This window comes from Arcobacter aquimarinus, from assembly GCF_013177635.1.
Taxonomy (GTDB): Bacteria; Campylobacterota; Campylobacteria; order Campylobacterales; family Arcobacteraceae; genus Aliarcobacter; species Aliarcobacter aquimarinus.
Genome location: NZ_CP030944.1, coordinates 1,858,308 through 1,885,105 on the forward strand (window position 1 = coordinate 1,858,308; position 26,798 = coordinate 1,885,105).

Genomic DNA, 26,798 nt, shown 5'->3' on the forward strand with positions numbered 1-26,798 from the left:
ATCTGAAAATTCATTGTTTATAATATTTCTCTCTTGTCCTTGCATCAATTTTTCCCCTAATGACTTTTAAGAAAGTCTTTGTTTGTAATCATTGTACCCAAAGTTTTTTATTATTTCATAATTATTTTCATCTTTTTTTATTATTATTGATGGTAATTTAATTCCATTAAAGGTTGTAGTTTTAACCATAGTATAATGAATCATATCTTCTAAAATAATCTTATCTCCAACTTTTAATGGTTCATCAAAAGAGTAATCACCAATTATATCACCAGATAAACAAGTATTTCCACCTAATCTATAAGTATAGGCTTTTTCTTGCGCAACTCCACTATTTCTAATCATAGCTCTATAAGGCATAGCTAAAGTATCAGGCATATGAGCTTCAGCACTTGTATCTAGAATTGCTAAATCCATACCATTGTGAATTACATCAAGTACAGTTGCAACTAAATAACCTGTTTGCCAACCAACTGCTTCACCTGGCTCCATATAAACTTTTAAATGTGGATATCTTGATTTGAAATCTTTTAAAAGTTTGATTAAAGCTTCAACATCATAATCAGCTCTTGTAATATGATGACCACCACCAAAATTTACCCATTTTAATTTGTCAAAATATTGACTAAAGTTTTTCTCAAAAGCTGCAAGTGCACCTTCAAGTGCATCTACATTTTGTTCACAAAGTGCATGAAAATGAAAACCATCTAAAAATTCTAGTTGTGATTCATCAAAATTTGCTTTTGTTGTTCCCATTCTTGAAAATGGTGCACAAGGATTATATAAATCAACTTCAACAGAAGAGTATTCAGGATTTAATCTAATTCCTAAAGATACTTTTCCAAAAGCTTTATCTTTAAATCTTTTTAATTGACTAAAAGAGTTAAAAACAAGATGATTTGAAATAGATATAATTTCATCTATTTCTTCATCTTTAAAAGCTGGACTGTAAGTATGAACTTCTCCACCAAACTCTTCTTTTGCAAGAATTGCTTCATGAAGTCCTGATGCACAACAACCTTTAAGATATTTTTTACACAAATCAAAAGTTGAATGCATTGCAAAACCTTTAAGAGCAAGAAGAATACTAATATCAGCTTCATCTTGAACTCTTTTTAAAAGTTTTAAATTTTTTTCAAGTAGTGCTTCTTCACAAACAAAACTTGGACTTGGAAGCTTATCAAAGCTATCTACTGTTGTATAACTATTCTTCATATGGCTCAAAATCTTCTTTCCCTACTCCACAATCTGGACAAGACCAATCTTGGGGTAAATCTTCAAACGCAGTTCCTGCTTCAATTCCACTATCTGGATCACCAACAGCTGGATCATATATGTAGTCACAAGCTGTACAAATATATTTTTGCATAATAAACTCCTTTATTTAAGATTTATTATAACTCTAATATTTTCCAAGGAAGACCTTGAGTCATTAACTCATCCATAAATGGTTTTGCATCAAACTCTTCAATGTTAAATACTCCTGTATTTTTCCAAATACCTTTATAAAGTAATTTAGAACCAATCATTGCAGGAACTCCTGTAGTATAACTTACAGCTTGTGCTCCTGTTTCTTTATAACACTCTTGGTGGTCACAAACGTTATAGATATAAACTTTTCTTGGTTTTCCATCTTTAATACCTTCAATGATACAACCAATATTTGTTTTACCTACAGTTCTAGGTCCTAGGCTTGCAGGATCTGGTAATAATGTAGTTAAAAATTCAATTGGAGTAATCATCATACCTTTATGTTCAACTGGTTCAATACCTAACATTCCAACATTTTGTAAACAATTCATATGTTGAATATAAGCATCACCAAATGTCATAAAGAATCTAATTCTTTTTAAACCTTTAATATTTTTTGATAAAGATTCTAACTCTTCATGATATAGTAAATAAGATGGTTTTACACCAACTTCTGGATAATCATGGTCAACTCTAATTTCTAAAGGAGTTGTTTCAATCCATTGACCATTTTCCCAATATCTACCATTTGCAGATACTTCTCTTAAATTAATTTCTGGATTAAAATTTGTAGCAAATTTATAACCATGGTCACCTGCATTACAATCCATAATATCTATATAGTGAATTTCATCAAAAAGATTTTGTTGAGCATATGCACAAAATACTCCTGTAACACCTGGGTCAAAACCTGAACCTAAAAGTGCCATAATTCCAGCTTCTTTAAACTGTCCATCTCTTTCCCATTGAAGTTTATATTCAAATTTTGCTTCATCTGGATGTTCATAATTTGCAGTATCTACATAATCAACTTTACATTTTGTACAAGCATCCATAATTGTTAAATCTTGATATGGTAATGCTACATTTAATACTAATTTTGGATTAACTTTTTCAATAAGTTTTACTAATTCATCAACACTATCAGCATCAACACTAGCTACGTCAATTTTTACACCTTGATTTTTTAAAATATCAGCAGCAATAGATTCACACTTTGAAACTGTTCTAGAAGCTAATGTAATATGTTCAAATGTGTCAATATTCATTGCACATTTAACAGTGGCTACTCTACTAACACCACCTGCCCCAATAATTAAAATACCTTTTTTACTCATTATTCACTCCGATATATTTTTATGTAAATATTATACAATTTTAAAGTATAAGAAAGAATGAAACAAATAAAGATTTATTATAAAATAACATTTTGATTACAATTAACAAGATTTTAATAATTGCTTATGTAAACTTCGTTTTTAAGTTATGGGGATGACTTGGTATCGATTAGAGCAGTGAGTATTAGTTGCATGTCGGCCTGAACATGCCGTTACGCGGTTCATTTTTTTTAGACGCAAACAATACAAATTACGCTCCAGCTTACGCTAAAGCTGCGTAAGTTTAACAACTTATTGACTCGCCTAACGGCTTGAGTCTTCGGAGGCTAGCACTACAGATTCTATCTATGTAGATTATCGCTGGTTCACCCTAGATAGATTATCTTTGAAGTTGTGATTGGGCTTTAAAGAGAAATTTTAAATCTTAGCTTTATGATTGCTTTTGGAAGTTGAGCTGTTATAAAGTGAAATCTTTCAACTTTGCTAAGCATGTAGACGCTTCTATGATCTGTTTTAAGACTGCGGTTCGATCCCGCACATCTCCACCAAATAACAATCCAATAAAATCCAACAAGTACCATTATAAGGTATTCTTTACAACTTTCTTATTCTTCGTTAGTACATATCAATACACATTAATGTAGCATAATCCTATGCTTTTTACTACATTTAAACCTACATTGAATTTTTTTTAGTATAATTAACTATATCAATGTAGCAAAAGGATTCAAATGCCTAAATCTGTAACTCCACTCAATGATGCTTTATTAAAAAACTTAAAACCACAAACTAAAGATTATATTAAAACAGATGGAAATGGTTTAAGAATATTAGTAAAAACAAGTGGTACAAAATTATGGGAATTTGAATATACAAGCCCTACTTTAAAAAAAAGAAGAAAAACTTCTTTTGGTAATTACCCTCAAACAACATTAGTCATGGCAAGAAATAAAAGAGATGAAAATATAAAACTTATTAGAAGTGGAATAGATCCATTGGAACAAAAACAAATTGAACATGATACTATCAAAAAACAAAATGAAATTAAAAATAATACATTTCAAAAAGTAGCATTAGAATGGCACGATAATTATTCTACTGAGGTATCATTAAATTATCATTATAAGTTATTAAGAGCGTTAGAATTATATATATTCCCTTTTATAAAAAATAAACCAATTTCTGAAATAACAAGAAAAGATATCATAACTATTTTGCAGGAATTAAAAAATAAATCTTTAGTCGAAACAGCAAATAGAACACTTATGATTTTAAATAAAATATATATGTATGCTGTAACTTTAGAATATGCACCTCATAATATAATTGCTGATATTGATAAAAAAGTATTATTAGGGAAAATAGAAAAAGTACACTACCCTACTTTTACAAAAATTCAAGATATAAAAGGATTATTACTAAGTATTGATGAATATCAAGGAGAAATTTCTACTCAATTTGCAATAAAATTATTACCATATGTTTTTGTTAGAAGTTTTAATATAAGAAATATGACTTGGGATGAAATTGATTTCCAAAAAAAAGAATGGATAATACCAGCTAATAAAATGAAAACTAATAAAGAATTCATATTGCCTTTACCACTACAAGCAATAAGAATTTTAAAAAATTTAAAAAAACGACAAACAAATGACAGTAAATATGTATTTGTCGGGATAAGAAGTGTTAATGCACCAATAAGTGATAACACATTAATATCCGCTCTAAGAAGAATGGGCTATACAAAAGATCAAATTGTTCCACATAGTTTTCGAAGTATCTTTTCAACAATTGCTTACGAAAATATGCCTATTCATGGATTTAGTAGCGAAGTTATAGAAGCCTTATTAGCGCATCAAGAAACAAATAAAGTAAAGGAAGCTTATAACAGAGCTACTTATAAAGAACAAATGAAAAATTTAATTCAATGGTATGCAAACTGGTTGGACAATATAAAAAAATAAATTTTTTTAATAATTCAGATAATTTATGTAATTTGAAATGGTCGTATATTGACTTTGATAAAAAGATTTTAATAATACCAAGAGAATTGATGAATGTGAAAAATATAAATTTACCTGATTTTAAAATGCCTTTAACTGATGAAGTTATAAATATTTTGAAAGAACAAGAAATTTTTTCAGGACATCAAGAATGGATATTTTTGGGTAACAACAATCGTGACCCAATTAATAGTGAAACTCCAAATGGAGCATTAAAAAGAATGGGTTACAATGATGAAAGAAAAGGTAGAAAACAAAGATTATATTCATTTCGTGGAGCATTTAGAAGTTTAATAGATACTTTAGATTTAGAAAATAAATTTAGCTTTGAAATAAAAGAAAAAGCACTTAATCATCAAGAAGAGTCAAAAACAGTTAGAGCATATACAAATCAAGTTGATTATGTTAATAGATTCATTCCTTTGATGAATTTTTGGAGTGATTATCTTTTGAGTTTCAAGGATTAAGTGTTGAATTTATACTGTTAATTATCAATAGTAAAATTAATTAGTTTAGTTTTTTCCTCGATTTTATAAAAATTAACCAAATAATCTATAAAAAAATCTCTTGAAATTAAAATTTTTTGGAAAAAAATTTTAATTAATTTTAATAAAAATTCTAAATATAAATTTGATTATTTTTATTCATAATAAATTAATACTATTAATAATTAAAAAAAAGTCTCTAAAAAAGAGTTAAGATTTTTTATCAATTAGTTAAACTTTTGATAAAAAATCTTAACTCTTTTTTATAAAATAATATATAAAATTATTATTATACAAAGATTTAAAAAATTATTTTTTTTGGTTTATAGGTTTTTTTTATTGTCTAATTTGAGCTACAATATCCATATATAGGGAAATTTTTAAAAAAGATATATTGACATGTCATATTATTTTTATTATACTTACACTCTATAAATTAAAAAAATGTTAGATTTTTTTTATAATATAAGTAGTGAAAGGAGGTGATAAAAATTGAATAGGGAAAAACTACAAGCTAAGATGAGAGCTAAGGATATAGTGAAATATTATCCAATTGCATTGAGCACGGTCTGGTTATACGCCAAGCAACGTAAGTTGACACCGTACAAAATATCAAGTAAGGTTACTGTTTTCGATACAGAAGAAGTTTGTCGACTATTTGGCGATAGGTTTTAACAAAAAACTTCTGTAAAAAGTTTAGGTTGAGATTATAACATATTTTAAATATATTAATCTTTAATTGTTTAAAGAGTGTATATTTATATACACTCTTGTATTTTTTAGGAGATATCTTATGGAAAATACAAAAACAGAATTTCCTACTATTGTTGATGATGCCCCAATTGCAGATTGTGATTGGTTACCATCTTATTATAATGGTATTAATAATAATTATAGAGATGAATCTAATGGCATTAATTCAATTGGAAAAATTGAATTTAGAGCTATTTTAGATGATAATCCAATTGCTGAAAGGTATGTATCTCCATTCTCTAATCTTGCTATTTATGATGAAAAGATAGCTGAAGAGAATAATAAAATATTCCCATATGAAATTGAAGATTTAGAGAGATTATATAACATTGAAAGATTCCCTAATAGAATTCGAAGAGAGCCAAGAGTATTAAGGAAATATAATGAGTTAGCTAATTATGTGGTAGTGACTGCTTATCTTTTATTTAAAGAAGCCACCATTGCTAATAAAAAGCCACGTTTACCATATGAAGCTAAGCCTAATCCAAGACCTCAATTGACTAAATATGCTGAATTAGCACATGAAATTATTGATGCACCAATGAAATCATTGAAAGCAAAAATAAGTCAATTAGATAGATGGGATTATATGGAAAATAATCCTCAAGTGTCATTTGGCTTGATTAAAGCATTTTACGATTTAGCAAATATAAATCCACAAATATTATGGAACATTATTAAAAACCATAATAAATTGAATGCACTAGAAGAAATAAAAAAATTGATTAAAAAGGATAAATAATGTTTGATACAAAAACATACGTGACAAACGTAACAATAGATACAATTAATAATTCAATTATTACAATTAATGGTGAGAAATTCAAAATTTATTTAGAAAAGCTTAATGTAAAACAAAAAATTCCATTAACTATTATTTTAGCTTTTGAACCAAATAGTAATGATAAAGTAAAATATATTGAACCTTATGATAATTATAACACTGGAAGTAAAAAATACAAAAGATTTATTTTTATAATAGCTTGCCTTTATATTTCTAAAATTGTTTTTGAATCAAAAAATGATAAAGAAAAAGTAGAAGAAGCTAAACATTCAATGTTAAGTTTTTTTAATGCAGATGAAATAAATATATTTAGTCCTACAATTAAAGAATTTAAAAATTTCTATAAAAGTGAGAATTTGACAAGTGTGTCTAAGCAAGTAGAAGATATTTTTAATACTTACTTTCCTTTTGATAATTTAATCCTTTTTAAAATAATTGTATTTGCATTTTATCATTCATTTGATTTTGAAATAGAAATTGATATTTCTGAAAATTTTAATTTATTAAATATTTGAGAGGAATTATAAAATGTTATCGTATAACAAGTATTATTTATCTGATGAAAGACATGAATATACAGAAGTAGCTAATGCTACTTTTGTTTTGATTTTTAAACAATGGGAAGAAAGAAATTTCAGAACTAAATATATAAAAAGTATATATCCATCAATTTTTAAAAATAATGAAATACCTTTAGCTTGTGTAAAAACAAAAGTAAGTCAATTAAGAAGATATAAAACCACAGGCGATACATTTCGTATTTCTCCGAAATTAATAGATTTATATGAATCACTTAAAGATGTATCCATTTATAAATTAGAAAGTACTATAAAGCAAGTATTAACTGGTTTTAATATTCGTTATTCTATTTTTTATGATTTAATATAGAGATTATTGTTATAAAAGCAATAATCTTATTAATTTATTTAAAAAGATTTATTATCATTATTCAAGAAATTTTTCACCAAATGTTTAGTGGATTTTTTTCTCAATAATGATAATATAGCATAATAGATAAAATTATTTATATCTAATAAGATTTATAAATATTAATATTAAAATCATTTTTTCATTAAATGTAATGCTAAAATATATCGAATTTTTTAATTTATCTAAAAAGATTTATTATCATTATTCAAGAAATTTTTCACCAAATGTTTAGTGGATTTTTTCTCAATAATGATAATATAGCATAATAGATAAAATTATTTATATCTAATAAGATTTATAAATATTAATATTAAAATCATTTTTTCATTAAATGTAATGCTAAAATATATCGAATTTTTTAATTTATCTAAAAAGATTTATTATCATTATTCAAGAAATTTTTCACCAAATGTTTAGTGGATTTTTTTCTCAATAATGATAATATAGCATAATAGATAAAATTATTTATAAGTATCTAAAAATAAATATTTAAAAATTATATAGTGATTTCCCAACCCCATTTCTATCCAAAAACACTTCTTATAATAACTTTTTTTCATAGATATTATTTAATCGAATACAAAAAAACAAGGAGATTAAATGGTATTACTACCTAAAGAAATTGAAGAAAAGTTACCACCACTATACGCAACAGAGAATATAGCTACAAAAAACAAGATTGTGAAAATTAAATTTTTCACCCCAGATAGTAATTGGAGTTGGTATGTTGTGGAATACGATAAAGAAGAAAAAATATTCTTTGGTTATGTGAAAGGACATTACCCTGAATGGGGATACTTCTGCCTAGCAGAGCTAGAAAATGCAACGGGTCCATTAGGACTACATATAGAAAGAGATATACACTTTAAAGAACAACCTTTTGGAAAAATAAAGGAATTACAATGAGTGTAACACCAAGTAAAAAATTAATAGATAAATTACTTTGTATGGAAGTAGATGATAATGATTTCCACCAAGCAACATTAGACATAATGTATGACAAGTGGCAAAATAATCATAAAAAATATTCATATAAAGAGATATTAGATTGGTTTGAAGAAACTTATGATTCATTTGCAAAATTTGCAGTATTGATTGGAAAATACAATCAGCAAGTTTGCAATGGAGGACATATCCAATACTTTAATAATGGATATGCAAACGGAAATGGAGGGTGTTTTAATGAACACTCTTCCTCAATCCCATTACATAAAGAGTTGATACAACTTTTTAAACAAACAGAACTAAAAGATGAAATATCACTAAAAGCATTAGAGATATTAACAAAATTTGAAATAGAACAAGAAGATGATGAGATTTTAAATTGTGAATACCTACAGGTATTAGATAAAAAATATTATGAAATAAATGAACAATTTATGGATTTGATAAATGAGTATATAAAAGAAAAAATTTTAGGAGAAAATAGATGAATAACTATAACCCAAAACAAGCATATTTCGATAGAAGAAATAAAACTCAAAGAAATAATGATAGAAAAAGAGATAACCACCAATACTCTAGCAGTATTGGAGGATGTAGTTGTAATTACATAGTTAATTCAACTAGCGAAACAAAAACGAAAAAAGAGAAATAAAATGAAGAAATTTGAAGAAATAGATAAAACTTTACAAAATCAAATAATTGATATTTGTAATGATGACCCTTATGGGTTAAATCCAGAATTCTTATATATAAACATACTTCATAGTACTGGAAGTACAGAAACACTTTCAAAAGTGTTTGAAGTACCAGAAACATTAATTATAAAAATAAAAGAACAAGGAAAAAAATGAAAACAATAAAAGAAGTTACTAATAATACAGCCATTTTAAGGTTTGTTGAACACAATAACAAAAAGTTCAAACTAACTTACGATAATAGAAATGGCACACCATTAGGCTTTGACTATAGATTCCAAGCCGAAATCTTAAAAGATGATGTTTGGAAAACAATAGCAGGGAAAAATGATATTGAATTTAAAGAAATATCATATGTAAGTGATAAAACTAGATTACTTGAAGATTCAAAAAGATTCTTTAGTAAGATGCAAGAACATATATCACTTATGTATTAAATAAAAGATGGATAATATCCATCTTTTTATTTAGAATAAAATAATTTATCAAATTTGAGAATTTTTTTAACACATTTTTTATTAATTTAATAAAAAATAATTTTCTTATCTAAAAAAATTATAGATGTGATAGAATTAAATAAATTACAATTAAAAGAGATTCAATGAAACTATTATCAATATTAGTGCTTTTTATAACATTAAGTTTTGCAGATACAAATAATCCATTTAAGACAAAAGTTAATCTAATAGAATTAGAAAAAACATATCAGCAATATGAACAAACAGATTATAAAAATTTTATCTTAGGTGCGGAATATTATTTTGGACAAGGTAAAGAACAAAATATCAAAGTAGCTAAAGATATTTTTGAAAAAAATGATTACGATGAATTCATGATTATTTATTCAAATGAATTGAAAAAACTAATAGATGCAGAAATAATACCTACTCAAAACACAGGTGTTGATTTAATTAAAAATTCTTTACAAATTTATAAAAAAACAAATAGTAATGATACTTACACAATAAATATGCTTAATCAAATGATAAATTCATGGAATCAAAATACAATTAAATATTCTCCTGATAAAAAATCAAAAGTTATTGAATATAAAGCAGATTATTTAGCTATAAGTCAATATGATGGATATAATAGACCTAGTTTTGTAGAAATTGAATCTCCTTATGGAAAAGTTTCATTTAAAGATTTTGCTTTTGAACCTTTTGATTTTGCAGAGGAGTATCTTTTTTTAAATAATCAAAAATTATTAATTCATTTTGGAAGTGATACAGCAAGTGGTACATATATTTTGGACTTAACTAATTTTGAAATGAATTTAATAGGTTATGGTAGTCTATCAAGTGTTCAAACTATAAATTCAGAGAAAATAATTAATCTTGTATTGAAAGGTTACCATGATGAAGGTGGTGCTTTTTGGTATGGAAAATCATATGATTCCAATGGAATAGAATTAAAAAATCAAACTTTAAATAATTTTATAAATGATTTTGATAAAGCACACAATACAAAAAATTCAGATTTATTAAATATCTTTTATTTAAATAGCATTTCTTATTACAATTCAAAGAATTACAGTAAGGAAAATGTACTAAAAGATAAAAAAAGACTTTTTAAAAAATATCCAAATTTTAACATGAAAAGTAAAATTTTAGGAATTCAACAAGAAACTGAAAATGATTTTACTATTATTTATAGAAAAGATGTAATTTATGGAAATAATAATAAAATTTTTGATAGTTATTTAAAAGTAAAAATAATTGGTGAAAAAGTTTTTATTAAAGAAGAAAATGATATTTTTGAATCGATATAAAAATATATAAATTATTGAAAAGTTTCTCATTTAATAAAAATAGATTATATTTAAAGTTAATTTTAATTGCCATATATTCTTGAAGAAGCAATAGTTTTACCATCTCTAACTAAAATAAATTTTTCTACTCCCGCTAAACGAAACCAATTACGAGTAGGACTTCTATATAAATATAATTTATCACCTTCTTGTTTTTTTGCTTTAAAACTTTCTAAAAAGCTAGTTGATTCTTCAAAGGGAAAATATCCTCCTAATTTTCTTCTATATTGTAAATATTCCTTTTCTGCTTGTTCAAATGTATACTCTTTTTCATAGGCAAAATACCACCAATATGGATATAGTAACCAAAATTTATAAGGATGTACAGTAGCAAATAACATTATTTATTCCTAAATATTATAATTAAAAAGCCATAATATGTGTTTTTGAATAAAAAGGTTCTGAGTAAAAAATTTTATTTAAAAAGTTGAGAATGTGTTCCAATTCTAAGAAGTTGTAATATATTGTCATTTATCATATAAATTACAAGTAAATCACCACTTATATGAAACTCTTTTGTATCTTTCCATTCACCTGTTAAATAATGGTCTCTTGCTTCACTTGGTAATTCTTCATTATTTAATAACATTGAAATATACAAAAACAGTTTCGCACTATTTGTTGGATTTAGTTGAGCTTTTTTTAAATCTTTTGTAAAAATTTTATGAACAGATAAATCAAGCACCTAAATCCTTTTTTAAATCCTCTAAACTAACTTTTGTCATATTTTTATTTGCTCTTGCATCTTTAATAGCTTCAAGAGTTTCATCATTTGGAATTTTAATTTCAAATGGTATTCCTCTTTCCAAAACACTTTGAGTTAAAAATATATTAAAAGCTTCACTTAACCCTAAACCATATTGTTTAAATATCTCTTGAGCTTTCTCTTTTGTAGTTGCATCAAGGTAAACATTTGTTCTAACTTTATTAGTTGTTGCAGTCATTTAAAATCCTTTATTTATTAGGGAAATTATAACACACATTGTGTGTTATTGTCAATTTGATTTATAGAAATGAATTTGGATTTGAAAATTAGATTTTGTTAAAGCATATAAAATATATTATTTTATTAGGTTCGTAAATAAATATGTAGATGTCTTTAATTATTAGACAATAACTAAAATGCTAAGATTATAATAAATTAGTTATAAGGTAAATTACATGAAAATATATTTTTGTAGTGATAAAATTGATGTTTTTGATGATAATTCTATTTATTTATTTCAGGACCATATATATGACAGACATTCAAAACCATGGGATGATTATGGTTATACTATAATGTTTCAAGCATATATAAAAAAGAATGATGAATTAAAAAATTTAGGCTTTTTAAGAATATTAACAAAAGAATATACTGATACTTCTAAGTATTTTTTAGAAAAAGCACAAAAACTAAACGATGAAATATATGATATCTCAAATATATTAAAACCTGAAAACACAATATCAATTGGTTTTACAATAGATTATTATCATAAGCTGAATAAACTATTTGCCAAACAATCAAGAGATGTTTTGAAGTCAATATGCGACGCTAGTTATAATTACAATAAATACCAAATTTATTCAAAATGGAATGGATTTAATGTCGCACTTATGAGAGGAAAATCTTCTGATTCATTATTGGTTAAAGGATATAAAACAGCACTTGGAGAATATAGCATACCAGATGAATTCAATATAAACTTAACATCTCTAAATAATATTGAAGATACTGATTTCTATTTTAATAATGTTAACGAATTAAGTAAAATAAATATAAATGTACTTGTTGGAAATAATGGTGTAGGAAAGACAACTATATTACAAGAAATAATTGATATTGTTTCAGGTGTTAAAGATATTAAAGAAAAATGGCCATACTTCAATAAGCTAATTACTGTTGCTTTTTCGCCTTTTGAAAAATTTTATACAAAAGAACAATTGATAAAAGAATTAGATAATAAAAACATAGAAGATCAGAACATTCAAATAAAAAATGAAAAAGAAAAAACTAGAAAAAGAAAAAGAAAATTAAAAACGGAATATGCTTATATTGGATTCAGAAATGAAGACAATGTTTTTGATTTGAATTTTCCTAAAAGTAATATAATTTTATCAATAATTAAAATATTTGAATATGATCTTGAAAATAGTTGGTGGCAAGAAAAAAATAGATTGAAAATTCTTTTTGATACGTTATCACTATCGATTACTTTTGATGCTATTAAATTTAAAAAGAAAAATGGTGATTATTTATTATTATCGAAGAATAATGTAACAGATTTCCAAAAAGAAGAAATTGATCTTAAAGAAGAAATTAAATTTTGTATACTAAAAGAAAATAAAGATGAGGAAATTACACTAAGTTCAGGACAAATGATTTATTCGTACATGTTACCTGCTATTATTTCTGAATTAGAAGATGAAAGTTTAATTATTATTGATGAACCGGAACTTTATCTTCATCCAACAATTGAGGTTGGATTAATTAGTATGCTTAATTATCTTTTAGATGTAACTTCGTCTTATGCAATTGTTGCTACACATTCTTCAATAATTGTTAGAGAAGTCAACAGAAGAGGAATAAAAGTATTAAGAAGAAGTGCAGATAAGTATACTGAAGTAAATAATCCATCTGTTGAAACATATGGAGAATCAATTGATATTATTACAGGTGAAATCTTTGATGACTTCTATACTGATAAACCTTATCAAAAAAAAATTACTAACTATATTTCAAAAGATTTTGACAAAAACATTGAAAAAATAAAAAGTGAAATAGGTGATGATGCATTAGCATTTGCTTTTTCTAAAAAATCAACTAATAAAAGCTTAGTTTTTAAGGAAGATGTTTGAAATATTTGAATGACTATATAACCAAATATAATTGGATTAATAAAGCTAGAAAAACTACTAAAAGCAATTTACCTGATTTTCTATTAATAAAAAAAAGTTTGATAAATAGATACTTTGACTATGAGGGATTAATTCAATCATATAGAACACCTTTAGCTAATACTACTTTTTCATCAAGTACAGATTTACTAAAAAACTTTTATGAAAAACCTCCTACGTTATTATCTTCAAAATTAAAAGAAAGAAGAAATAATGATTTAGAGGAATGTCCTTATTGTGGCAAACCTAGCACTCCTAATACATTAGATCATTTTATACCAAAAACACAATGGCCTGATTTTTCAATATACCCTAATAATCTTGTTCCACAATGTCGAAGTTGTGCTCCTATAAAAGGTGAAGATTATTATTGTAATCAAAGTAATCAAGCAATATTTATACATCCTTTCTACTTTGATTATTTATCTAAGGTTAGATTTAAAGTCATAATTGATTTTAATACATCTTTAAATAAAGTTAATACCTATAGTGTTGAAATAATCCATCCTAAAGGTTTCAAAAATTTAGATAGGGTAAGGTTACATTTTGAGAATCTAAATGTTCAAAATAGGATAATTGCATATTGTATAAAAGAATTTAGAAGGTGGGAAACTAGACTATCTCAATACAAATTTGATATTGAAGAGTTATTTTCAATATCATTAGGATCTATTAATCCAAAAGATATAGGTAAAAACTGGGAAACAGCTTTTTTTCAAGCGGTATTAGATAATAAAGATTGTATTGACTATTTCAATAATATAAATACAAATACAACTATAGTTGACGATGATGAAGAAACCACTTCCTCTTTTTAGTATTATTTTATCTAATCAAACATTTCTTCAAGTCTTCATCTGTTGGTCTAATATATCTCATAGTGGTTTTTATATCACTATGACCAATGAACTCTTTAATGAATTTTGGATTAATTGATTTTGACATATCAGTTATTATTCCTGCTCTAAAAGAGTGAGATGAATACCTATGTCCGAGAACTTCTTGAATAAAACTATTTACTTTTGCAATGAATGTTGAACTACTTGGAGTTTTTAAAGGATTACCTTTTGTTGTAATTATAAAATCTTCATCTTTTGAATCATCATTAAATACAAAATGTTTTTTAATTTGTTTAATAGCTTCTTTTGAAAAAAATAGTTTTCTTTCTTTTCTGGTTTTATGAGTAACTATAATTAGTTCTTCTTTTTCAAAAATTGTATTTATATCTTTAACTTTTAACTGTTTTATTTCATTAACTCTCATACCTGTAAAATATAGTAGAATAAAAGTTCTTCTCAGATTGTTTTTAGTGTTAGTAGTTAAATCTTCTTTTCCATTTAAGTATGTTAAGAGTTTTTGGTACTCAATTTCTGTAATATTTTCTCTAATTTTAGTGAATTTTTTCTTTTTCATAATGTTACCTCATAATTTATCTTTTATAAGGCTATTTTAGGTGCTTTAAAATCACAAATGACTGACATTATGACTTTAAAGCTGATGAACTACCCCAAATTATGTGGTTTAATTACAATGATATAAAATTAATTACTGATGTTACAAAACTTATAATAGTTAATTATTGAAGTTTTTGTTATAATTATAAATATTAGGAGTTTAGTTATGAGTAAAACACCATTTTCTAAAGAAAAAGCATTAAAATCAGCAATTGTTTCAAATCAAATCGAAGGTTATGCTCCAGTTAAGGATAAAGAAGTACTAAAAAAAGTTAAAGAATATTTATCATTAATTAAGTAATGAAGTATTATCCACCTTCAAATCACATTTACTATGAAAATAGTGATGTTCCTATAAATAAACTAGAAATCAAAGAACTTGAAATAATAACTGAAATTGAAAAAGAGTTATTAGTTAGAGCTTACGAAAAACTTCATAATGAACTAAACGAAAATGTTCAATTCGATGAAAGATATTTATCTAAAGTTCATGAAACAATTTTTGCACCTCTATATACTTGGGCAGGAAAATATAGAACTGTAAATATTTCAAAAGATGAAAGTATGTTTTGTCCATATTTAAATTTAGAAACTTTTTCAAAAGAGATATTTAGAAAATTAAAAAATGACAATTTCCTAAAAGACTATGAAAATATTTCTAAAAAATCTGAATTTATAGATAAGATATCTTTTTATATTTGTGAACTGAATGTTCTACATCCTTTCAATGAAGGAAATGGAAGAACTTTGAGATTATTTTTTGATATGATAGTTACATATAATGGTTATGAATATATTAACTATGAAGAAGCACTAGAAAATAATGAATACATAAATGCATCAATCGATTGTATGATTGCTAATTGCGAAAAAATTAAAAATATCATAATAAGAGGTTTGCAAAAATCTACTCTCTAAAATAAGAATTCTGACCCTTCATCCAGACAACTAACTTTTAATCAACTAGAAGTTTAACCTATATGAACAAGTAAAATAAGCCTACATATAATCATTAGGATTAAACTTATAAAAACTACTGGCAAAGCCTATTTTTGGTAGAGCAACTCAACTGGTATATATTTATTAAAATGAGGCCTAAATACCTACAAATAAGACTTTATAAACTAAAGCACATCTCCACCATTAACTTTTTCAACTTTCTTAAATCCTATAAAATAAAAAACTACTTTCAAAACTTATTCATAAATACTATTTATTTCATAAAATTTAAACTTTTTATACTTATCTTTTTTTAAAGTGCTATAATTCCAAAAAATTCAAGGAACACAATGTCTACAAGAGCAACCATTCATAAGGCTTTATTAAATATTGCAAATATGGATACTCATTATTACAATGAACATAATTTAACAATAGCACTTCATCCTTCTGAAACTCATGAGAGATTAATGGCAAGAGTTGTTGCATTTATCTTAAACGCAAGTGATAATTTGGCTTTTTGTAAAGGTATAGATGAAGATGACCAGCCAGATTTATGGGAAAAAGATTATGATGGAACTATAAAATTATGGATTGACTTAGGACAAGTTGATGAAAAACGTATAAAAAAAGCTTGTATCTCATCAGAACAAGTGATAATTTATACTTATCAACAAAATATGGCTACACCTTGGTTCAAAAAAGTAGAAGGTAATTTACATAAATTCAAGAATTTATCAATTATTCATCTAAATATGGAAGAAGAAATTGAAAAATTAGCTGATAGAAGTATAAATTTACAATGTAATATAAGTGATGAAGAACTAACACTTATAAGTTCAAACGAAACTATGATTATCCATCAAGAAAAGTGGAAATAAGATTTTTATCTTATTTCTTTTATGAATCTTTTTTCTATCTCTTCATCACTTAATTCAATATTTTCCTCATTTAAAAATCCATATAAATAAGTCTCATCTTTATATAAAACTTCAATAACTAAAATATTTTCATCTTTGTGATTTAAAACAAATTTTTCAACAGCTTCAATCGCACTATCTCTCCAATATTTTTCAATCTCTGCATTATTTCCTGCATCAAAAAACATACAATCTTCACACATAGAAAAGATATAATTTCCAGCACCTTCATATATTTCAAAACTAATAGATTCATTATCTAAAATCTCATTTGTAAAAGGACAATGTAAACTAAATCTTCCTGAATTTTTTGGCTTAATAACTACTTTTTTCATAATTAAATTCTCCTATAATAAATTTTTATTTTAATACAACTTTTATATCATTCATACTTCTAAAATCTATAAACTCATTTAACAAATAAACAAGCTGTATAACTTCACTATTTTTCATTCTTATACAACCACTTGATTCATAAGAACCTATTGTTTTTTCATCTATTGTTCCATGAATTCTAAAAGTATCTTTTCCATCAACTTTGTGGGTTAAGTTTATTTTTGCAGAACCCATATAATTCAACTTATGACCTGCTGGTACTACTTTTGGTAAATCTATTCCTCTTTTTTTAAAACTCTGTATTGTATCAGCAGTTGGATACCAAAGAGGATTTAAAGCAATAGAAGTAATCTGCCCTACTCCTAAAGGTTTTTTTATATTTTTTTTTGCTGTCGAAACCTTATAAGTTTTTAATTTTTTTGTACCCTTATCATTTTTTCCTTTTACATACATCATATTTTTTGAAGAATCAACTTCAATAATGAGTGTTTTGTAAGCGCCTGTTTCTGATAAAAGATTATTCACTTTTTTAAAAGTGCTAAATTTAGGAGTATATCTATCCAATATTTTTGTACCAACTGCACTAAACTCTTTAAAATATTTATCTTCTAAAGAATCAGCAAATAAAAATGAATAAAAAAGAGTCGAAAAAACTAAAACTTTTTTAATCACTTGTTGCCTCATTTATACCTTTTTTAACAGATTTATAGACTTTATTTGAAGTATCTTTTGTAACTCCCCATGCAACTTTACTATCTTTTTTAATTCCCATCCAAGTTGCACAACCTTGAAAAGAGAATATAAGAATAACTAATAATAGAATTTTTATCATTACTTAACTCCTTGAAAATCCAATCTATTCTTGAAGTTATATCATAAATTTAATTAAGTATTTTGAAGATTTTATTTAATCTGAATTTGGATACAATTGCCAAAAAATTAGGATTATTATGTATAAACAAATAGAGACTTCTTTATGTCACATAGCAAAATTTGCCCCTTTTGATGATGTTAGTGGAGCATCACATTTTCCCATTTATAATACTGGAACTTTTGATTTAAAAAAACAAAAAGGTGATAAAATCTATGATTATACAAGAAGTGATAATCCAACACGTGAAGTTTTAGAAAATCTGTTTACTCATGTAGAAAATGGAGCTGGTTGTGTTTGTACACATACTGGAATTGCTTGTGTTTCACTTTTATTTGAAACTGTTTTAAAGGCAAATTCTCAAGTTTTAGTAGAAGCTGATTGTTATGGTGGAACATTTAGATTACTTAAAATTTTTAAAGAAAAATACAATATTCAAGTTCATTTTGCAAATTTTTGCGATGAAGATATGATTGAACATATCTTAAAAACTCATAATATTGATTTAGTTTTATGCGAAAGCCCAACAAATCCTGGACTTAAAATAATTGATTTAGAACTTATTGCAAATTTATCTCATAAATATGATGCTTTATTTGCAGTTGATAATTCACTTGCAACTTTTATTTCTCAAAGACCTTTAGATTTTGGAGCTGATTTTTCACTTTTTTCAACAACAAAATATATAAGTGGTCACGGTAGTGTTGTTGCAGGAGCAATAGTTGCTAAAACAAAAGAGTTAAGTGAACAAATTCATTATTATGCAAATGCTCATGGAAGAAGCCAAAATCCAATGGATGTTTTTTTAATCTCTTTAGGAATTCCAACTTTAAAAATCAGAATGATTGAGCATGAAAAAAACTCTATTTTAATTGCAAATTATCTTGAAAAACAAGATTATATAAAAAAAGTAACTCATCCAGCACTTCCATCACATCCACAATATGAGTTGGCAAAAAAACAGATGAAGTATATTCCTGGAGTTTTTTGTGTTGATTTTACAAGCGTGGAATTAGCTGAAAAGTTTATAGAAAATACAAAAATCTTTGGTGAAAAATGCTCTTTTGGAAGTCCTGATAGTAGAGTTGAAATTCCTGCAAAAATTTCCCATGCAAGTTTTTCAAAAGAAGAGTTAAAAGCTATTGGAATAAGTGATAGTACAGTTCGATTTTCTATTGGATTAGAAAGTGTTGAAGATTTAATAAAAGATATAGAACAAGCAGTAAAATAAAATGAATAAAGAGATTTTTAGTCATATTCCTTGCGGACAAACTTTACCACAAAATAATATTCATGCGGTATCTGTATCAATGCCCTCTTTACAAGATGTGATTGACTATGAAGAGCAAACCCCTGAAATTTTAGAAAAAATAACTGTTGCATATCCAAGATTTATAATGCATCCATATTTAAAACTTTTAGCAAAATATTTAAAAGAAAAATACAAAATAAGTGATTCTTACGAAGTAGTTCTTTTAAGTTCAAAAAAAGCTGTAGAAGTGGTAAGTAGTAAATATTTTATCCATAACAAAATAGAAATAAATGAGCCATTTGGGGTTATTTTAGTTCAAAATGGGACTTCTCAACTGCAAAAAGTTTTAAAATTTATTCAACATGTGGGATACAATCTCTCTTCAAGATTGGCTGAAGATTATTTATATAAAGTTGGAATCATTTCTAAACTTCATCAAGAAAACTTAGAAGAAAAAACTAAAGCAAAAGAGATTTTAATTTCAAATTTAGCAACAGCTTACAAACAACCTACAAAAAACATCTGTTTAAATCCTTCTGGTATGAATTCTATGTATTGTGTTCTAAAAGGTTTAAAAGATATTCAAGCAAAAAATTCAAGAACTATTTTAGTTCAATTAGGATGGCTTTATCTTGATACTATGAATATTGTAAATCACTATTTTGAAGAGAACAAAATCTTTCATGATATTTCAAAACTTGATTTATTAGAAGAGTTTTTGAAAAAAGATGGATTAAAAGTATCTGCAATAGTTACAGAAATTCCTACAAATCCACTTGTTCAAACAGTTGATTTAGAAAAACTAAAAAATCTTTGTAAAACCTATAGTATTCCTTTGGTTATTGATTCAACTTTTGCAACTCCATATAATTTGGATTTAAATGCTTATGCTGATATTTATGTGGAATCTTTAACAAAATTTGCTTGTGGAAATGCTGATGTTTTAATGGGTGCAATTATTTTAAATGAAACTTCTAAAATTTCTTTTATTTCACAAGAGTTTTTTAAACACTGCGATGAACCATATATAAAAGATATTCAAAGAATGGCTTTTCAAATTAAAGATTATAAAAAAAGAGTAAAAAAAATCTCTTCAAACACAAAAAAACTGGTTGAATACTTTAAAACAGCTTCTTTTATAGATGAAATTTTTTATTGTTTACAAGAAAAATATGCAACTAATTATAAAAAATTGATGATAGATGAAGAGTCTATTTGTGGAATTGTTTCTGTTACATTTAAAAAAGATTTTCAAAAAGTTTATGATAATTTAAACTTTGCAAAAGGTCCAAGCCTTGGAACTGAATTTACTCTTTTGATGCCTTATACTTATTTGGCTCATTATGATTTAATAACTTCAAAAGAAGGTAATAAGTTTTTAGAAAAAATTTCACTTCCTATAAATCTTATTAGAATTTCTGTTGGTACTGAAAATATAGAAGAGATAATAAAAGAGTTTGAAAAAATAAATTTTATTTAAACTCTTCAAACATTAAATTAACAATTAAAGTTTAAAATTCCACAAAATGGTCAATATCTAAATAAATACCAACCTATATTATTTGATAAATTTCAGTCTGCTCCTACTAATTTTTGACAAAATTATCTTCTTACTTAAAATTTTTGACCATTTTTATTCTCTCTTTTTCAATAACATAAAATTAACAAAGTAGCAATAACATAGCATTTAGTTTTTACCTAAAAGTAAAAAACCAAAATTTATATAAGGAGAAAAAAATGGAACAAATTGGAATGTTTCCACTTTTTTATTTTCCAGAAATCGGCACTGCGTGGATTATGGGAATAACTGGAACAATTCATATCTTAGCATCTCACACATCTGTTGGAGCTGCACTATTATTTGCTTTTTTAGCACATAAAGCTTATAAAGAAGATAGACCTGAATTGTATGAATATATGAAAAAATATGGGATGTTTTTACTTATTTTTTCTTATGTGGTAGGTTCAATTACAGGTCCGGGGATTTGGTACACAGCAACTGCAGCTAGTCCTAGAGGAATTAGTGCTTTAATTCACAACTTTGTTTGGGTTTGGGCAACTGAGTGGGTATTTTTTGTGTTTGAAGTAGTTGGAGTTTTTGCACTTGTTTATTTTATAAATAAAATAGATAGAAAAACTCACCTAAAACTCACTTATGCTTTTGCTTTAGCTTCTGTTGGAACTCTGTTTTTAATCATTGGAATTATTAGTTTTATGATGTGGCCAGGAAATGATGCTTTTTATCAAACAGGTTCTGTTAGTGATGCTTTTTTTGGACTTACAACTTTCCCTCACCTATTCTTAAGAATAGGATTTATGATTTTAATGTCTGGGGTTATTGGACTTATTATTGCCTCATCATTAGGTGATAAAGAGTTAAAGAATGAACTAATAAGAAAAATGGGAATTACAAGTTTTATTGGTGGATTTATAACCGTTATCTGTTTTATGTGGTATATGACAACAATTCCTGAAAATGCAAAAATATTATTAAGCATCTATATGCCAGATATTATGACTACAAAAGTAGTTTTAGTAGTATTATTTTCAACTTATTTTGCAATAGCTGTTTTAAAACCAAACTTTATAAATAGACCATTTGCTATTGTTATGTTATTTGTTATAGCTATTTTTGGATTATGGCCTGGAGAAAAACTAAGAGAGAGTATTAGAAAACCTTATGTTGTGGGACAATACGTTTATAGTAATCAAATTATGGGAAGAGATGTTCCTGGAAAAAATATTAAAAATGAAGTTGAAATTATTGAAAAACATGGATTATTAAAAGTAAATCCTTGGATTCCAGATAGATTAAAAACTATCACACCTGAAAATAAATTAGAAGTTGGAGAACTTCTTACAAAAATCGCTTGTTCAAATTGTCATTCCCTTGAAACTACTGGAAAATATAGACCTCTATTAAAGAATTTTGTTGGTCAAGATAAAGAGATGATTAAAACATTTATGCAATATTCACTAGCAACTGGTGCAATCCCTTATATGCCAAAAATCAGCCTTCCTGAAGAAGAGTTTGATGCAATAGCACAATGGATTGAATCACAATTACCAAAGGAGAAATAATAATGGATGCAGAAATTTTAAATCTACTTAGAGACCCAGCAGGAGTCCCTTTTTATCCTGTTGTTTTTCAAGGTTTATATATTTTAACTTGGGCTTTACATGCTTTATTTGTATTTTTATCTTTAGGAACTATGGGTTTATCTTTATATGGTGGACTAAGACAAAAAAATGATAATAACTGGAAAATATTAACAGCACATTTATTACAAACTGGAAAAATTAGTGTTTCATTATTGATTGTTTTAGGAGTTGCTCCATTGCTATTTACGCAAGTTATTTATGATCCAAATTGGTACACAATAAATACTTTATCAGGACTTTGGGTTGTTATATTTATTTATTGTTTATTAGTAGGTTATAGTATGTATTATTGGTACTATTATGCAAATAAAAAACAAAGTTCAACAAGTAGTTTTATAGGACTTATATCTTTTTTACTTTTAGTTTTTTGTGGATTAATTATGCATGTATTTTCTGTTCAAGTAATTCAACCTGATAAATGGATGCAATGGTATGCTCCAAATGGAGTTGTTGATACTTCTGGAACAAATTTTCATATTGAAAATATTAGATATATATTTTTCATATTTTTAAGTATTCCAGTTGTTGGACTTTTTTTACAAAACTATAGTGATTTTTTACAATCAAACAAAAACTTTGATGAAAAATTTATAACTTATACTAGAAATCTAGGAACAAAAATAGCTATATTTGGACTTATTTTAAGTTTAGTTCTTTTTGTTTTATGGACATTTTCAATAGATAAATTGACTGATATTTTATCTATTGTAATTTATATCTCTTTTATAGCTTTAATTTTATTGGCTAAAAATCTTAAAAATAGTTATATTATAACTTTGATTTTTCTTGTTCTTTTACTTTTAATTTCAGGTTTTAGAGAATATATCAGATATAACATTATGAATAATATTGGTTATGACATTTATTCTTATCCATTAAATATTGAGTGGGCTTCAATTACAATGTTTGTTCTTACTTTTGTATCTTTGGGTGGAGTTGGTGTTACTTTTATCGCTTCAATGGCTTGGAAAGTTGGAAAAAACAATGGTTATTTTGATGCTTCAAAAGATAAAGCTGTTACAACTATGGCAAATATGCTTTTATGGATTTTATCTATTTGGTGTATTGTATATTTTGCGTGGGGATTTTATACTCTGTTTAAAAACAGTTTATAAAAAAAGGAGAAGTTTTAACTTCTCCTTTTAGATTTAAATATTTATTTTATAACCATTAGTTCTATTTGAAACTATTATATCATTTCCTATTAATTGTCTGATTTTGTGAATATGAAACCTAATTGAACCATTTTTTGAACTACTATTAGCTGGATAAACTCCATTTTCTAAATCTTCTGAAGAGACAAAATAACCTCTAAACTTTAAAAGATAATCTAAAATCAATAAGGGTTTTTCACCTAAAATAACCTCATTCTTATTTATCAAAACTTTTTTTGTAAAAATTTTATATTCTATATTATTTTTTAAATAAATTGAATCAGAATAAACTTTAAATTGTCTTCTAATAAGTGCTTTTATACGTAATATTATCTCTTGCTCATCTATATTTTTTATAATACATTCATCACAACCAGATAAAAAAGATGGTTTTATAATGTTGGGAATTGAAGCAATTACCATTTTCATAGTCATATCTTTATATTCATTTAATAATTGAATTAATTGAAATCTAGGAAGTGATTTTTCATTTATATTTATTAAATATAAATCATATAAGTTATTATAAATACATTCCAAGAATTCATTATTATTAGTACAAACATCTACATAAAAATCATTATTTTTGAGAATTTCAATAATTTGAAAATTCAAATTATCATCACTTTCTAAAACTAAAATCCTTAATGTGTTCAAATATTTTCTCCATTTTCATAATAAATTAGATTTTAGAATAAATCTATTAATTATCTGTTAGTTGAAAAATTATAAAATCGGAAAAAATTTGATAAGAAGAAAAAATGATTAAACAAGCGCAAAAAAATAATATCACAAATATCTCAACTCTGATTTTTGATGCAATTCATAATATAGCAAATACTTTAACAGGTGAAAATGAAGAAAATAAAATATTAGAAACTTTAGATTTTTATATCAAAATGGATATAAATAGATTAAGTTACAATAATATTTGGGTCTATGAAATAGAAAATCAAACAGTTGGTTTAATTCTTGCTTATAATTCAAATGATATAGAAAAACTTGATGCACCAATACTTGAACACTTAAAAACAAAAAATATCTTTTTAGACTCTTTTGAAAAAGAGTCTTTTGCTGATGAATTTTATATAGATACAGTTAGTGTTTTAGAAAATTTTCAAGGGAAAGGAATAGCAAAAGAGTTGTTTATGTTTATTGAAAATAAAGCAGAACAATTAGGTTTTAAAAAATTATCTTTATTGGTTGATTTTGAAAATCCAAAAGCTTTAACTTTATATGAAAAATTAGGTTTTGAAAAAAATGATATACTCAAAGTTTCAGGAAGTAATTTTTATCATATGATAAAAAAATTATATTAAAGAGAGAATTTGAACTTCACTGTAACAAACTTTATATCAATTAGAAAATGTTTTTTAAAAGATTATAATGTTTGTGTTTACAGTGATGAATAATCCTTAGATAGTTATACTAAAAAATAGTAAAAGAGCTAAAATAAACATAAAAATTGGTGAAACTATTTCTAAAATATTTACCAATTTTTTTGATTTTTGCGATACTTTATGAATTGAAACTCCCAAAAAAGATGAAGCAAAAATCACAACTGCCATACCAAGACTAATACTAACACTAGCTAAAATCACAGCAAAATAAGTTTCTAATAAAAAAGCATAAACAAAAAGTAAAACTGTTCCTGGGCAAGGAATAATACCTGCACTTAAAACAAAAAGTAAATCTTGTTTTTTGCTTCTTGGTTTTATTAAAACTAGATTTTGTTGAGCTGTTTTTACAAAGTTTAAATTTTTATTTGGTTTTATATCAAATCTTGCTTGATTTAAAGGAACACAACAAGAACAACTATTTGATTTTTTACTAAGTTTTCTATACAAAATATATAAAGCCAAAAACATAATAATCAAAGCACTAAAATTTGTAATATACAAAATAGAGTCTTGCATAAATCTATTCATAACACTTTGAAGTACAAAAACGGAAAACATAACTAAAATAAATGCTCCTATTATATGAATAAAAGCTGTTCCTAAAGAGATTAAAAAGGCTTCAAAATATGAACTCTTAAAAGAAGAAAAATATGAAAATGCCAAGGCTTTTCCATGTCCTGGACCAAGTGAATGAATAATTCCATAAATAAACGATGCCATAAGTAAAAAAATAAGTGCAAATTTATCTTCACCCTTTTGAATTTTTACTAAATACTCTTTTATTGTTTGATTAAATTTTTCTAAAAGATTTTCATTTTTTACAAGATGTTCTTCTTTTTGTTTTTCGACAAGTTTTTCCTCTTTAACAACTTTTTTATTTTCTTGAATAATCTCTTCTTTTTTATCTTCTTGAACTTTTAAATTTGGAGCATCAATTGTAAAAATAACTTCATTTATATTTGTTTGTTTTGAAATTTTATAAGGAATATATAATAATTGTTTTATATCTTCAAAAATTATTGAAAAATACTCTTCTTCATCAACTATTTTTATATATAAAATATTTTTATCATAAATTTTATAATTCAAATCAATATTATATTCAAAACTCAAAGCAAAATCTTTTAAATTTAATCTATAATTTTTCACCTCAAAGGGTAAAGATTTTTCATTTATTTTATTATCATAAGAAATTGTAGTTAAGAAATTTTTTGGTTTTAAGTAATCAATCAAAGCATTTTCAATTAATTTTAACTCTTTTTCATCAAAAGTTGCATCAAGATTTAAATCATAAATTTTTAGTAACTCTTTTGTAAATTCACTTGGAAAAGACCAAGTTACTTTTAGAGTTTTTATATATTCTTTATCTGCTTTTATTTGGGTTGACACATGAGTTTTTGGAGAATAAATAGAACATAAAGAGCACCCAAAAAGGAG

33 protein-coding genes and 1 other RNA gene are annotated in these 26,798 nt (G+C 25.3%); 22 read left to right on the plus strand and 12 right to left on the minus strand.

Translation table 11 applies throughout. The features are described from left to right. Positions 1-66: 66 nt before the first annotated feature. The 3 genes from nspC to AAQM_RS09335 are packed head-to-tail and all read right to left on the minus strand — an operon-like array spanning position 67 to position 2,588. Positions 67-1,215, minus strand: a complete 1,149-nt coding sequence (nspC, locus tag AAQM_RS09325) for a carboxynorspermidine decarboxylase (protein WP_129096117.1) — start codon at positions 1,213-1,215, stop codon at positions 67-69. Further along, entirely contained in the window at positions 1,205-1,369 is a 165-nt protein-coding gene (gene rd, locus AAQM_RS09330) for a rubredoxin (RefSeq protein ID WP_129096118.1), read from the minus strand. Before rd ends, nspC begins: the two co-directional genes overlap by 11 nt. Before the next feature lie 25 nt (positions 1,370-1,394). Continuing rightward, on the minus strand, positions 1,395-2,588 hold the full coding sequence (locus AAQM_RS09335; protein ID WP_129096119.1) for a saccharopine dehydrogenase family protein: 1,194 nt from the start codon (positions 2,586-2,588) through the stop codon (positions 1,395-1,397). Positions 2,589-2,738: 150 nt separating this feature from the next. On the opposite strand from AAQM_RS09335, the gene ssrA reads away from it, so the two are divergent. The 12 genes from ssrA (at position 2,739) to AAQM_RS09395 (ending at position 10,954) form a co-directional block, all read left to right on the plus strand. Then, positions 2,739-3,136, plus strand: a transfer-messenger RNA (tmRNA) gene (ssrA, locus tag AAQM_RS09340). Between the two features lie 183 nt (positions 3,137-3,319). After that, the gene (locus AAQM_RS09345) at positions 3,320-4,552 is read left to right on the plus strand and encodes a tyrosine-type recombinase/integrase (protein ID WP_129096120.1); all 1,233 of its coding nucleotides are present in this window, start codon (positions 3,320-3,322) and stop codon (positions 4,550-4,552) included. Next, a complete protein-coding gene (locus AAQM_RS09350; RefSeq protein ID WP_129096121.1) occupies positions 4,516-5,058 on the plus strand; it encodes a tyrosine-type recombinase/integrase in 543 nt (180 codons plus the stop codon). Before AAQM_RS09345 ends, AAQM_RS09350 begins: the two co-directional genes overlap by 37 nt. 811 nt (positions 5,059-5,869) lie before the next feature. Beyond that, positions 5,870-6,571, plus strand: a complete 702-nt coding sequence (locus tag AAQM_RS09355; RefSeq protein ID WP_129094303.1) for a hypothetical protein — start codon at positions 5,870-5,872, stop codon at positions 6,569-6,571. After that, positions 6,571-7,128 carry a hypothetical protein gene (locus AAQM_RS09360; RefSeq protein WP_129094302.1) on the plus strand — a complete coding sequence of 186 codons (558 nt, stop codon included), beginning with the start codon at positions 6,571-6,573 and terminating at the stop codon, positions 7,126-7,128. Before AAQM_RS09355 ends, AAQM_RS09360 begins: the two co-directional genes overlap by 1 nt. Before the next feature lie 13 nt (positions 7,129-7,141). Further along, positions 7,142-7,501 carry a hypothetical protein gene (locus AAQM_RS09365; RefSeq protein WP_129094301.1) on the plus strand — a complete coding sequence of 120 codons (360 nt, stop codon included), beginning with the start codon at positions 7,142-7,144 and terminating at the stop codon, positions 7,499-7,501. A gap of 642 nt (positions 7,502-8,143) precedes the next feature. Then, entirely contained in the window at positions 8,144-8,449 is a 306-nt protein-coding gene (locus AAQM_RS09370; protein WP_129094300.1) for a DUF2958 domain-containing protein, read from the plus strand. Further along, positions 8,446-8,976 carry a DMP19 family protein gene (locus tag AAQM_RS09375; RefSeq protein WP_129094299.1) on the plus strand — a complete coding sequence of 177 codons (531 nt, stop codon included), beginning with the start codon at positions 8,446-8,448 and terminating at the stop codon, positions 8,974-8,976. The genes AAQM_RS09370 and AAQM_RS09375 overlap by 4 nt, the downstream gene beginning before the upstream one ends. After that, on the plus strand, positions 8,973-9,140 hold the full coding sequence (locus AAQM_RS09380) for a hypothetical protein (RefSeq protein ID WP_164967020.1): 168 nt from the start codon (positions 8,973-8,975) through the stop codon (positions 9,138-9,140). Before AAQM_RS09375 ends, AAQM_RS09380 begins: the two co-directional genes overlap by 4 nt. 1 nt (position 9,141) lies before the next feature. Further along, positions 9,142-9,339 (plus strand): hypothetical protein, encoded by a 198-nt coding sequence (locus AAQM_RS09385; protein WP_129094298.1) that lies wholly within the window; start codon positions 9,142-9,144, stop codon positions 9,337-9,339. Beyond that, positions 9,336-9,620 carry an immunoglobulin-like domain-containing protein gene (locus tag AAQM_RS09390; RefSeq protein ID WP_129094297.1) on the plus strand — a complete coding sequence of 95 codons (285 nt, stop codon included), beginning with the start codon at positions 9,336-9,338 and terminating at the stop codon, positions 9,618-9,620. The genes AAQM_RS09385 and AAQM_RS09390 overlap by 4 nt, the downstream gene beginning before the upstream one ends. A gap of 164 nt (positions 9,621-9,784) precedes the next feature. Continuing rightward, complete coding sequence (locus tag AAQM_RS09395; protein ID WP_129094296.1) at positions 9,785-10,954, plus strand: hypothetical protein; 1,170 nt, start codon at positions 9,785-9,787, stop codon at positions 10,952-10,954. A gap of 62 nt (positions 10,955-11,016) precedes the next feature. Here the strand turns inward: AAQM_RS09395 and AAQM_RS09400 are convergent, their stop codons facing one another. From AAQM_RS09400 to AAQM_RS09410, 3 genes are all read right to left on the minus strand, one after another. Continuing rightward, positions 11,017-11,334 (minus strand): hypothetical protein, encoded by a 318-nt coding sequence (locus AAQM_RS09400; RefSeq protein ID WP_129094295.1) that lies wholly within the window; start codon positions 11,332-11,334, stop codon positions 11,017-11,019. A gap of 74 nt (positions 11,335-11,408) precedes the next feature. Beyond that, positions 11,409-11,678 (minus strand): type II toxin-antitoxin system YafQ family toxin, encoded by a 270-nt coding sequence (locus AAQM_RS09405; RefSeq protein WP_129094294.1) that lies wholly within the window; start codon positions 11,676-11,678, stop codon positions 11,409-11,411. Continuing rightward, entirely contained in the window at positions 11,671-11,937 is a 267-nt protein-coding gene (locus tag AAQM_RS09410; protein ID WP_129094293.1) for a type II toxin-antitoxin system RelB/DinJ family antitoxin, read from the minus strand. The genes AAQM_RS09405 and AAQM_RS09410 overlap by 8 nt, the downstream gene beginning before the upstream one ends. Before the next feature lie 217 nt (positions 11,938-12,154). Between AAQM_RS09410 and AAQM_RS09415 the strand changes: the two genes are divergently transcribed. Then, a complete protein-coding gene (locus AAQM_RS09415; RefSeq protein WP_129094292.1) occupies positions 12,155-13,834 on the plus strand; it encodes an AAA family ATPase in 1,680 nt (559 codons plus the stop codon). Further along, positions 13,831-14,691: an HNH endonuclease gene (locus AAQM_RS09420; RefSeq protein WP_129094291.1), complete on the plus strand. Its 861-nt coding sequence runs from the start codon at positions 13,831-13,833 to the stop codon at positions 14,689-14,691. The genes AAQM_RS09415 and AAQM_RS09420 overlap by 4 nt, the downstream gene beginning before the upstream one ends. A 7-nt stretch (positions 14,692-14,698) precedes the next feature. Here AAQM_RS09420 and AAQM_RS09425 read toward each other — a convergent pair whose 3' ends face one another. Then, positions 14,699-15,286 (minus strand): tyrosine-type recombinase/integrase, encoded by a 588-nt coding sequence (locus tag AAQM_RS09425; RefSeq protein ID WP_129094290.1) that lies wholly within the window; start codon positions 15,284-15,286, stop codon positions 14,699-14,701. A gap of 207 nt (positions 15,287-15,493) precedes the next feature. Between AAQM_RS09425 and AAQM_RS12810 the strand changes: the two genes are divergently transcribed. The 3 genes from AAQM_RS12810 (at position 15,494) to AAQM_RS09435 (ending at position 17,147) form a co-directional block, all read left to right on the plus strand. Then, on the plus strand, positions 15,494-15,628 hold the full coding sequence (locus AAQM_RS12810; protein ID WP_268878207.1) for a hypothetical protein: 135 nt from the start codon (positions 15,494-15,496) through the stop codon (positions 15,626-15,628). Continuing rightward, complete coding sequence (locus tag AAQM_RS09430) at positions 15,628-16,245, plus strand: Fic/DOC family protein (RefSeq protein WP_129094289.1); 618 nt, start codon at positions 15,628-15,630, stop codon at positions 16,243-16,245. The genes AAQM_RS12810 and AAQM_RS09430 overlap by 1 nt, the downstream gene beginning before the upstream one ends. 371 nt (positions 16,246-16,616) lie before the next feature. After that, the gene (locus AAQM_RS09435; protein WP_129094288.1) at positions 16,617-17,147 is read left to right on the plus strand and encodes a YaeQ family protein; all 531 of its coding nucleotides are present in this window, start codon (positions 16,617-16,619) and stop codon (positions 17,145-17,147) included. 5 nt (positions 17,148-17,152) lie between these two features. Here the strand turns inward: AAQM_RS09435 and AAQM_RS09440 are convergent, their stop codons facing one another. From AAQM_RS09440 to AAQM_RS09450, 3 genes are read right to left on the minus strand one after another with little or no spacing between them, the layout of a single operon-like run. Continuing rightward, the gene (locus AAQM_RS09440; protein ID WP_129014573.1) at positions 17,153-17,521 is read right to left on the minus strand and encodes a hypothetical protein; all 369 of its coding nucleotides are present in this window, start codon (positions 17,519-17,521) and stop codon (positions 17,153-17,155) included. A gap of 25 nt (positions 17,522-17,546) precedes the next feature. After that, positions 17,547-18,194: a L,D-transpeptidase gene (locus AAQM_RS09445; RefSeq protein WP_129094287.1), complete on the minus strand. Its 648-nt coding sequence runs from the start codon at positions 18,192-18,194 to the stop codon at positions 17,547-17,549. Next, the gene (locus tag AAQM_RS09450) at positions 18,187-18,354 is read right to left on the minus strand and encodes a hypothetical protein (RefSeq protein WP_164967019.1); all 168 of its coding nucleotides are present in this window, start codon (positions 18,352-18,354) and stop codon (positions 18,187-18,189) included. The genes AAQM_RS09445 and AAQM_RS09450 overlap by 8 nt, the downstream gene beginning before the upstream one ends. Before the next feature lie 118 nt (positions 18,355-18,472). Between AAQM_RS09450 and AAQM_RS09455 the strand changes: the two genes are divergently transcribed. From AAQM_RS09455 to AAQM_RS09470, 4 genes are all read left to right on the plus strand, one after another. Beyond that, on the plus strand, positions 18,473-19,624 hold the full coding sequence (locus tag AAQM_RS09455) for a trans-sulfuration enzyme family protein (protein ID WP_129094286.1): 1,152 nt from the start codon (positions 18,473-18,475) through the stop codon (positions 19,622-19,624). A gap of 1 nt (position 19,625) precedes the next feature. Further along, positions 19,626-21,125, plus strand: coding sequence for a PLP-dependent transferase (locus tag AAQM_RS09460; RefSeq protein WP_129094285.1), 1,500 nt, complete (start codon positions 19,626-19,628; stop codon positions 21,123-21,125). A gap of 257 nt (positions 21,126-21,382) precedes the next feature. Further along, on the plus strand, positions 21,383-22,726 hold the full coding sequence (locus AAQM_RS09465) for a c-type cytochrome (protein ID WP_129094284.1): 1,344 nt from the start codon (positions 21,383-21,385) through the stop codon (positions 22,724-22,726). Positions 22,727-22,728: 2 nt separating this feature from the next. Next, positions 22,729-23,922: a hypothetical protein gene (locus AAQM_RS09470; protein WP_129094283.1), complete on the plus strand. Its 1,194-nt coding sequence runs from the start codon at positions 22,729-22,731 to the stop codon at positions 23,920-23,922. A gap of 33 nt (positions 23,923-23,955) precedes the next feature. Here AAQM_RS09470 and AAQM_RS09475 read toward each other — a convergent pair whose 3' ends face one another. Beyond that, a complete protein-coding gene (locus AAQM_RS09475) occupies positions 23,956-24,618 on the minus strand; it encodes a response regulator transcription factor (protein WP_129094282.1) in 663 nt (220 codons plus the stop codon). A 104-nt stretch (positions 24,619-24,722) separates the two neighbouring features. Here AAQM_RS09475 and AAQM_RS09480 point away from each other — a divergent pair, with 104 nt between their 5' ends. Further along, positions 24,723-25,280: a GNAT family N-acetyltransferase gene (locus AAQM_RS09480; RefSeq protein ID WP_129094281.1), complete on the plus strand. Its 558-nt coding sequence runs from the start codon at positions 24,723-24,725 to the stop codon at positions 25,278-25,280. A 96-nt stretch (positions 25,281-25,376) separates the two neighbouring features. On the opposite strand, the gene AAQM_RS09485 is transcribed toward AAQM_RS09480, so the two are convergent. Further along, positions 25,377-26,750, minus strand: a complete 1,374-nt coding sequence (locus AAQM_RS09485; RefSeq protein WP_171920706.1) for a HoxN/HupN/NixA family nickel/cobalt transporter — start codon at positions 26,748-26,750, stop codon at positions 25,377-25,379. Between the last annotated feature and the right edge of the window lie 48 nt (positions 26,751-26,798).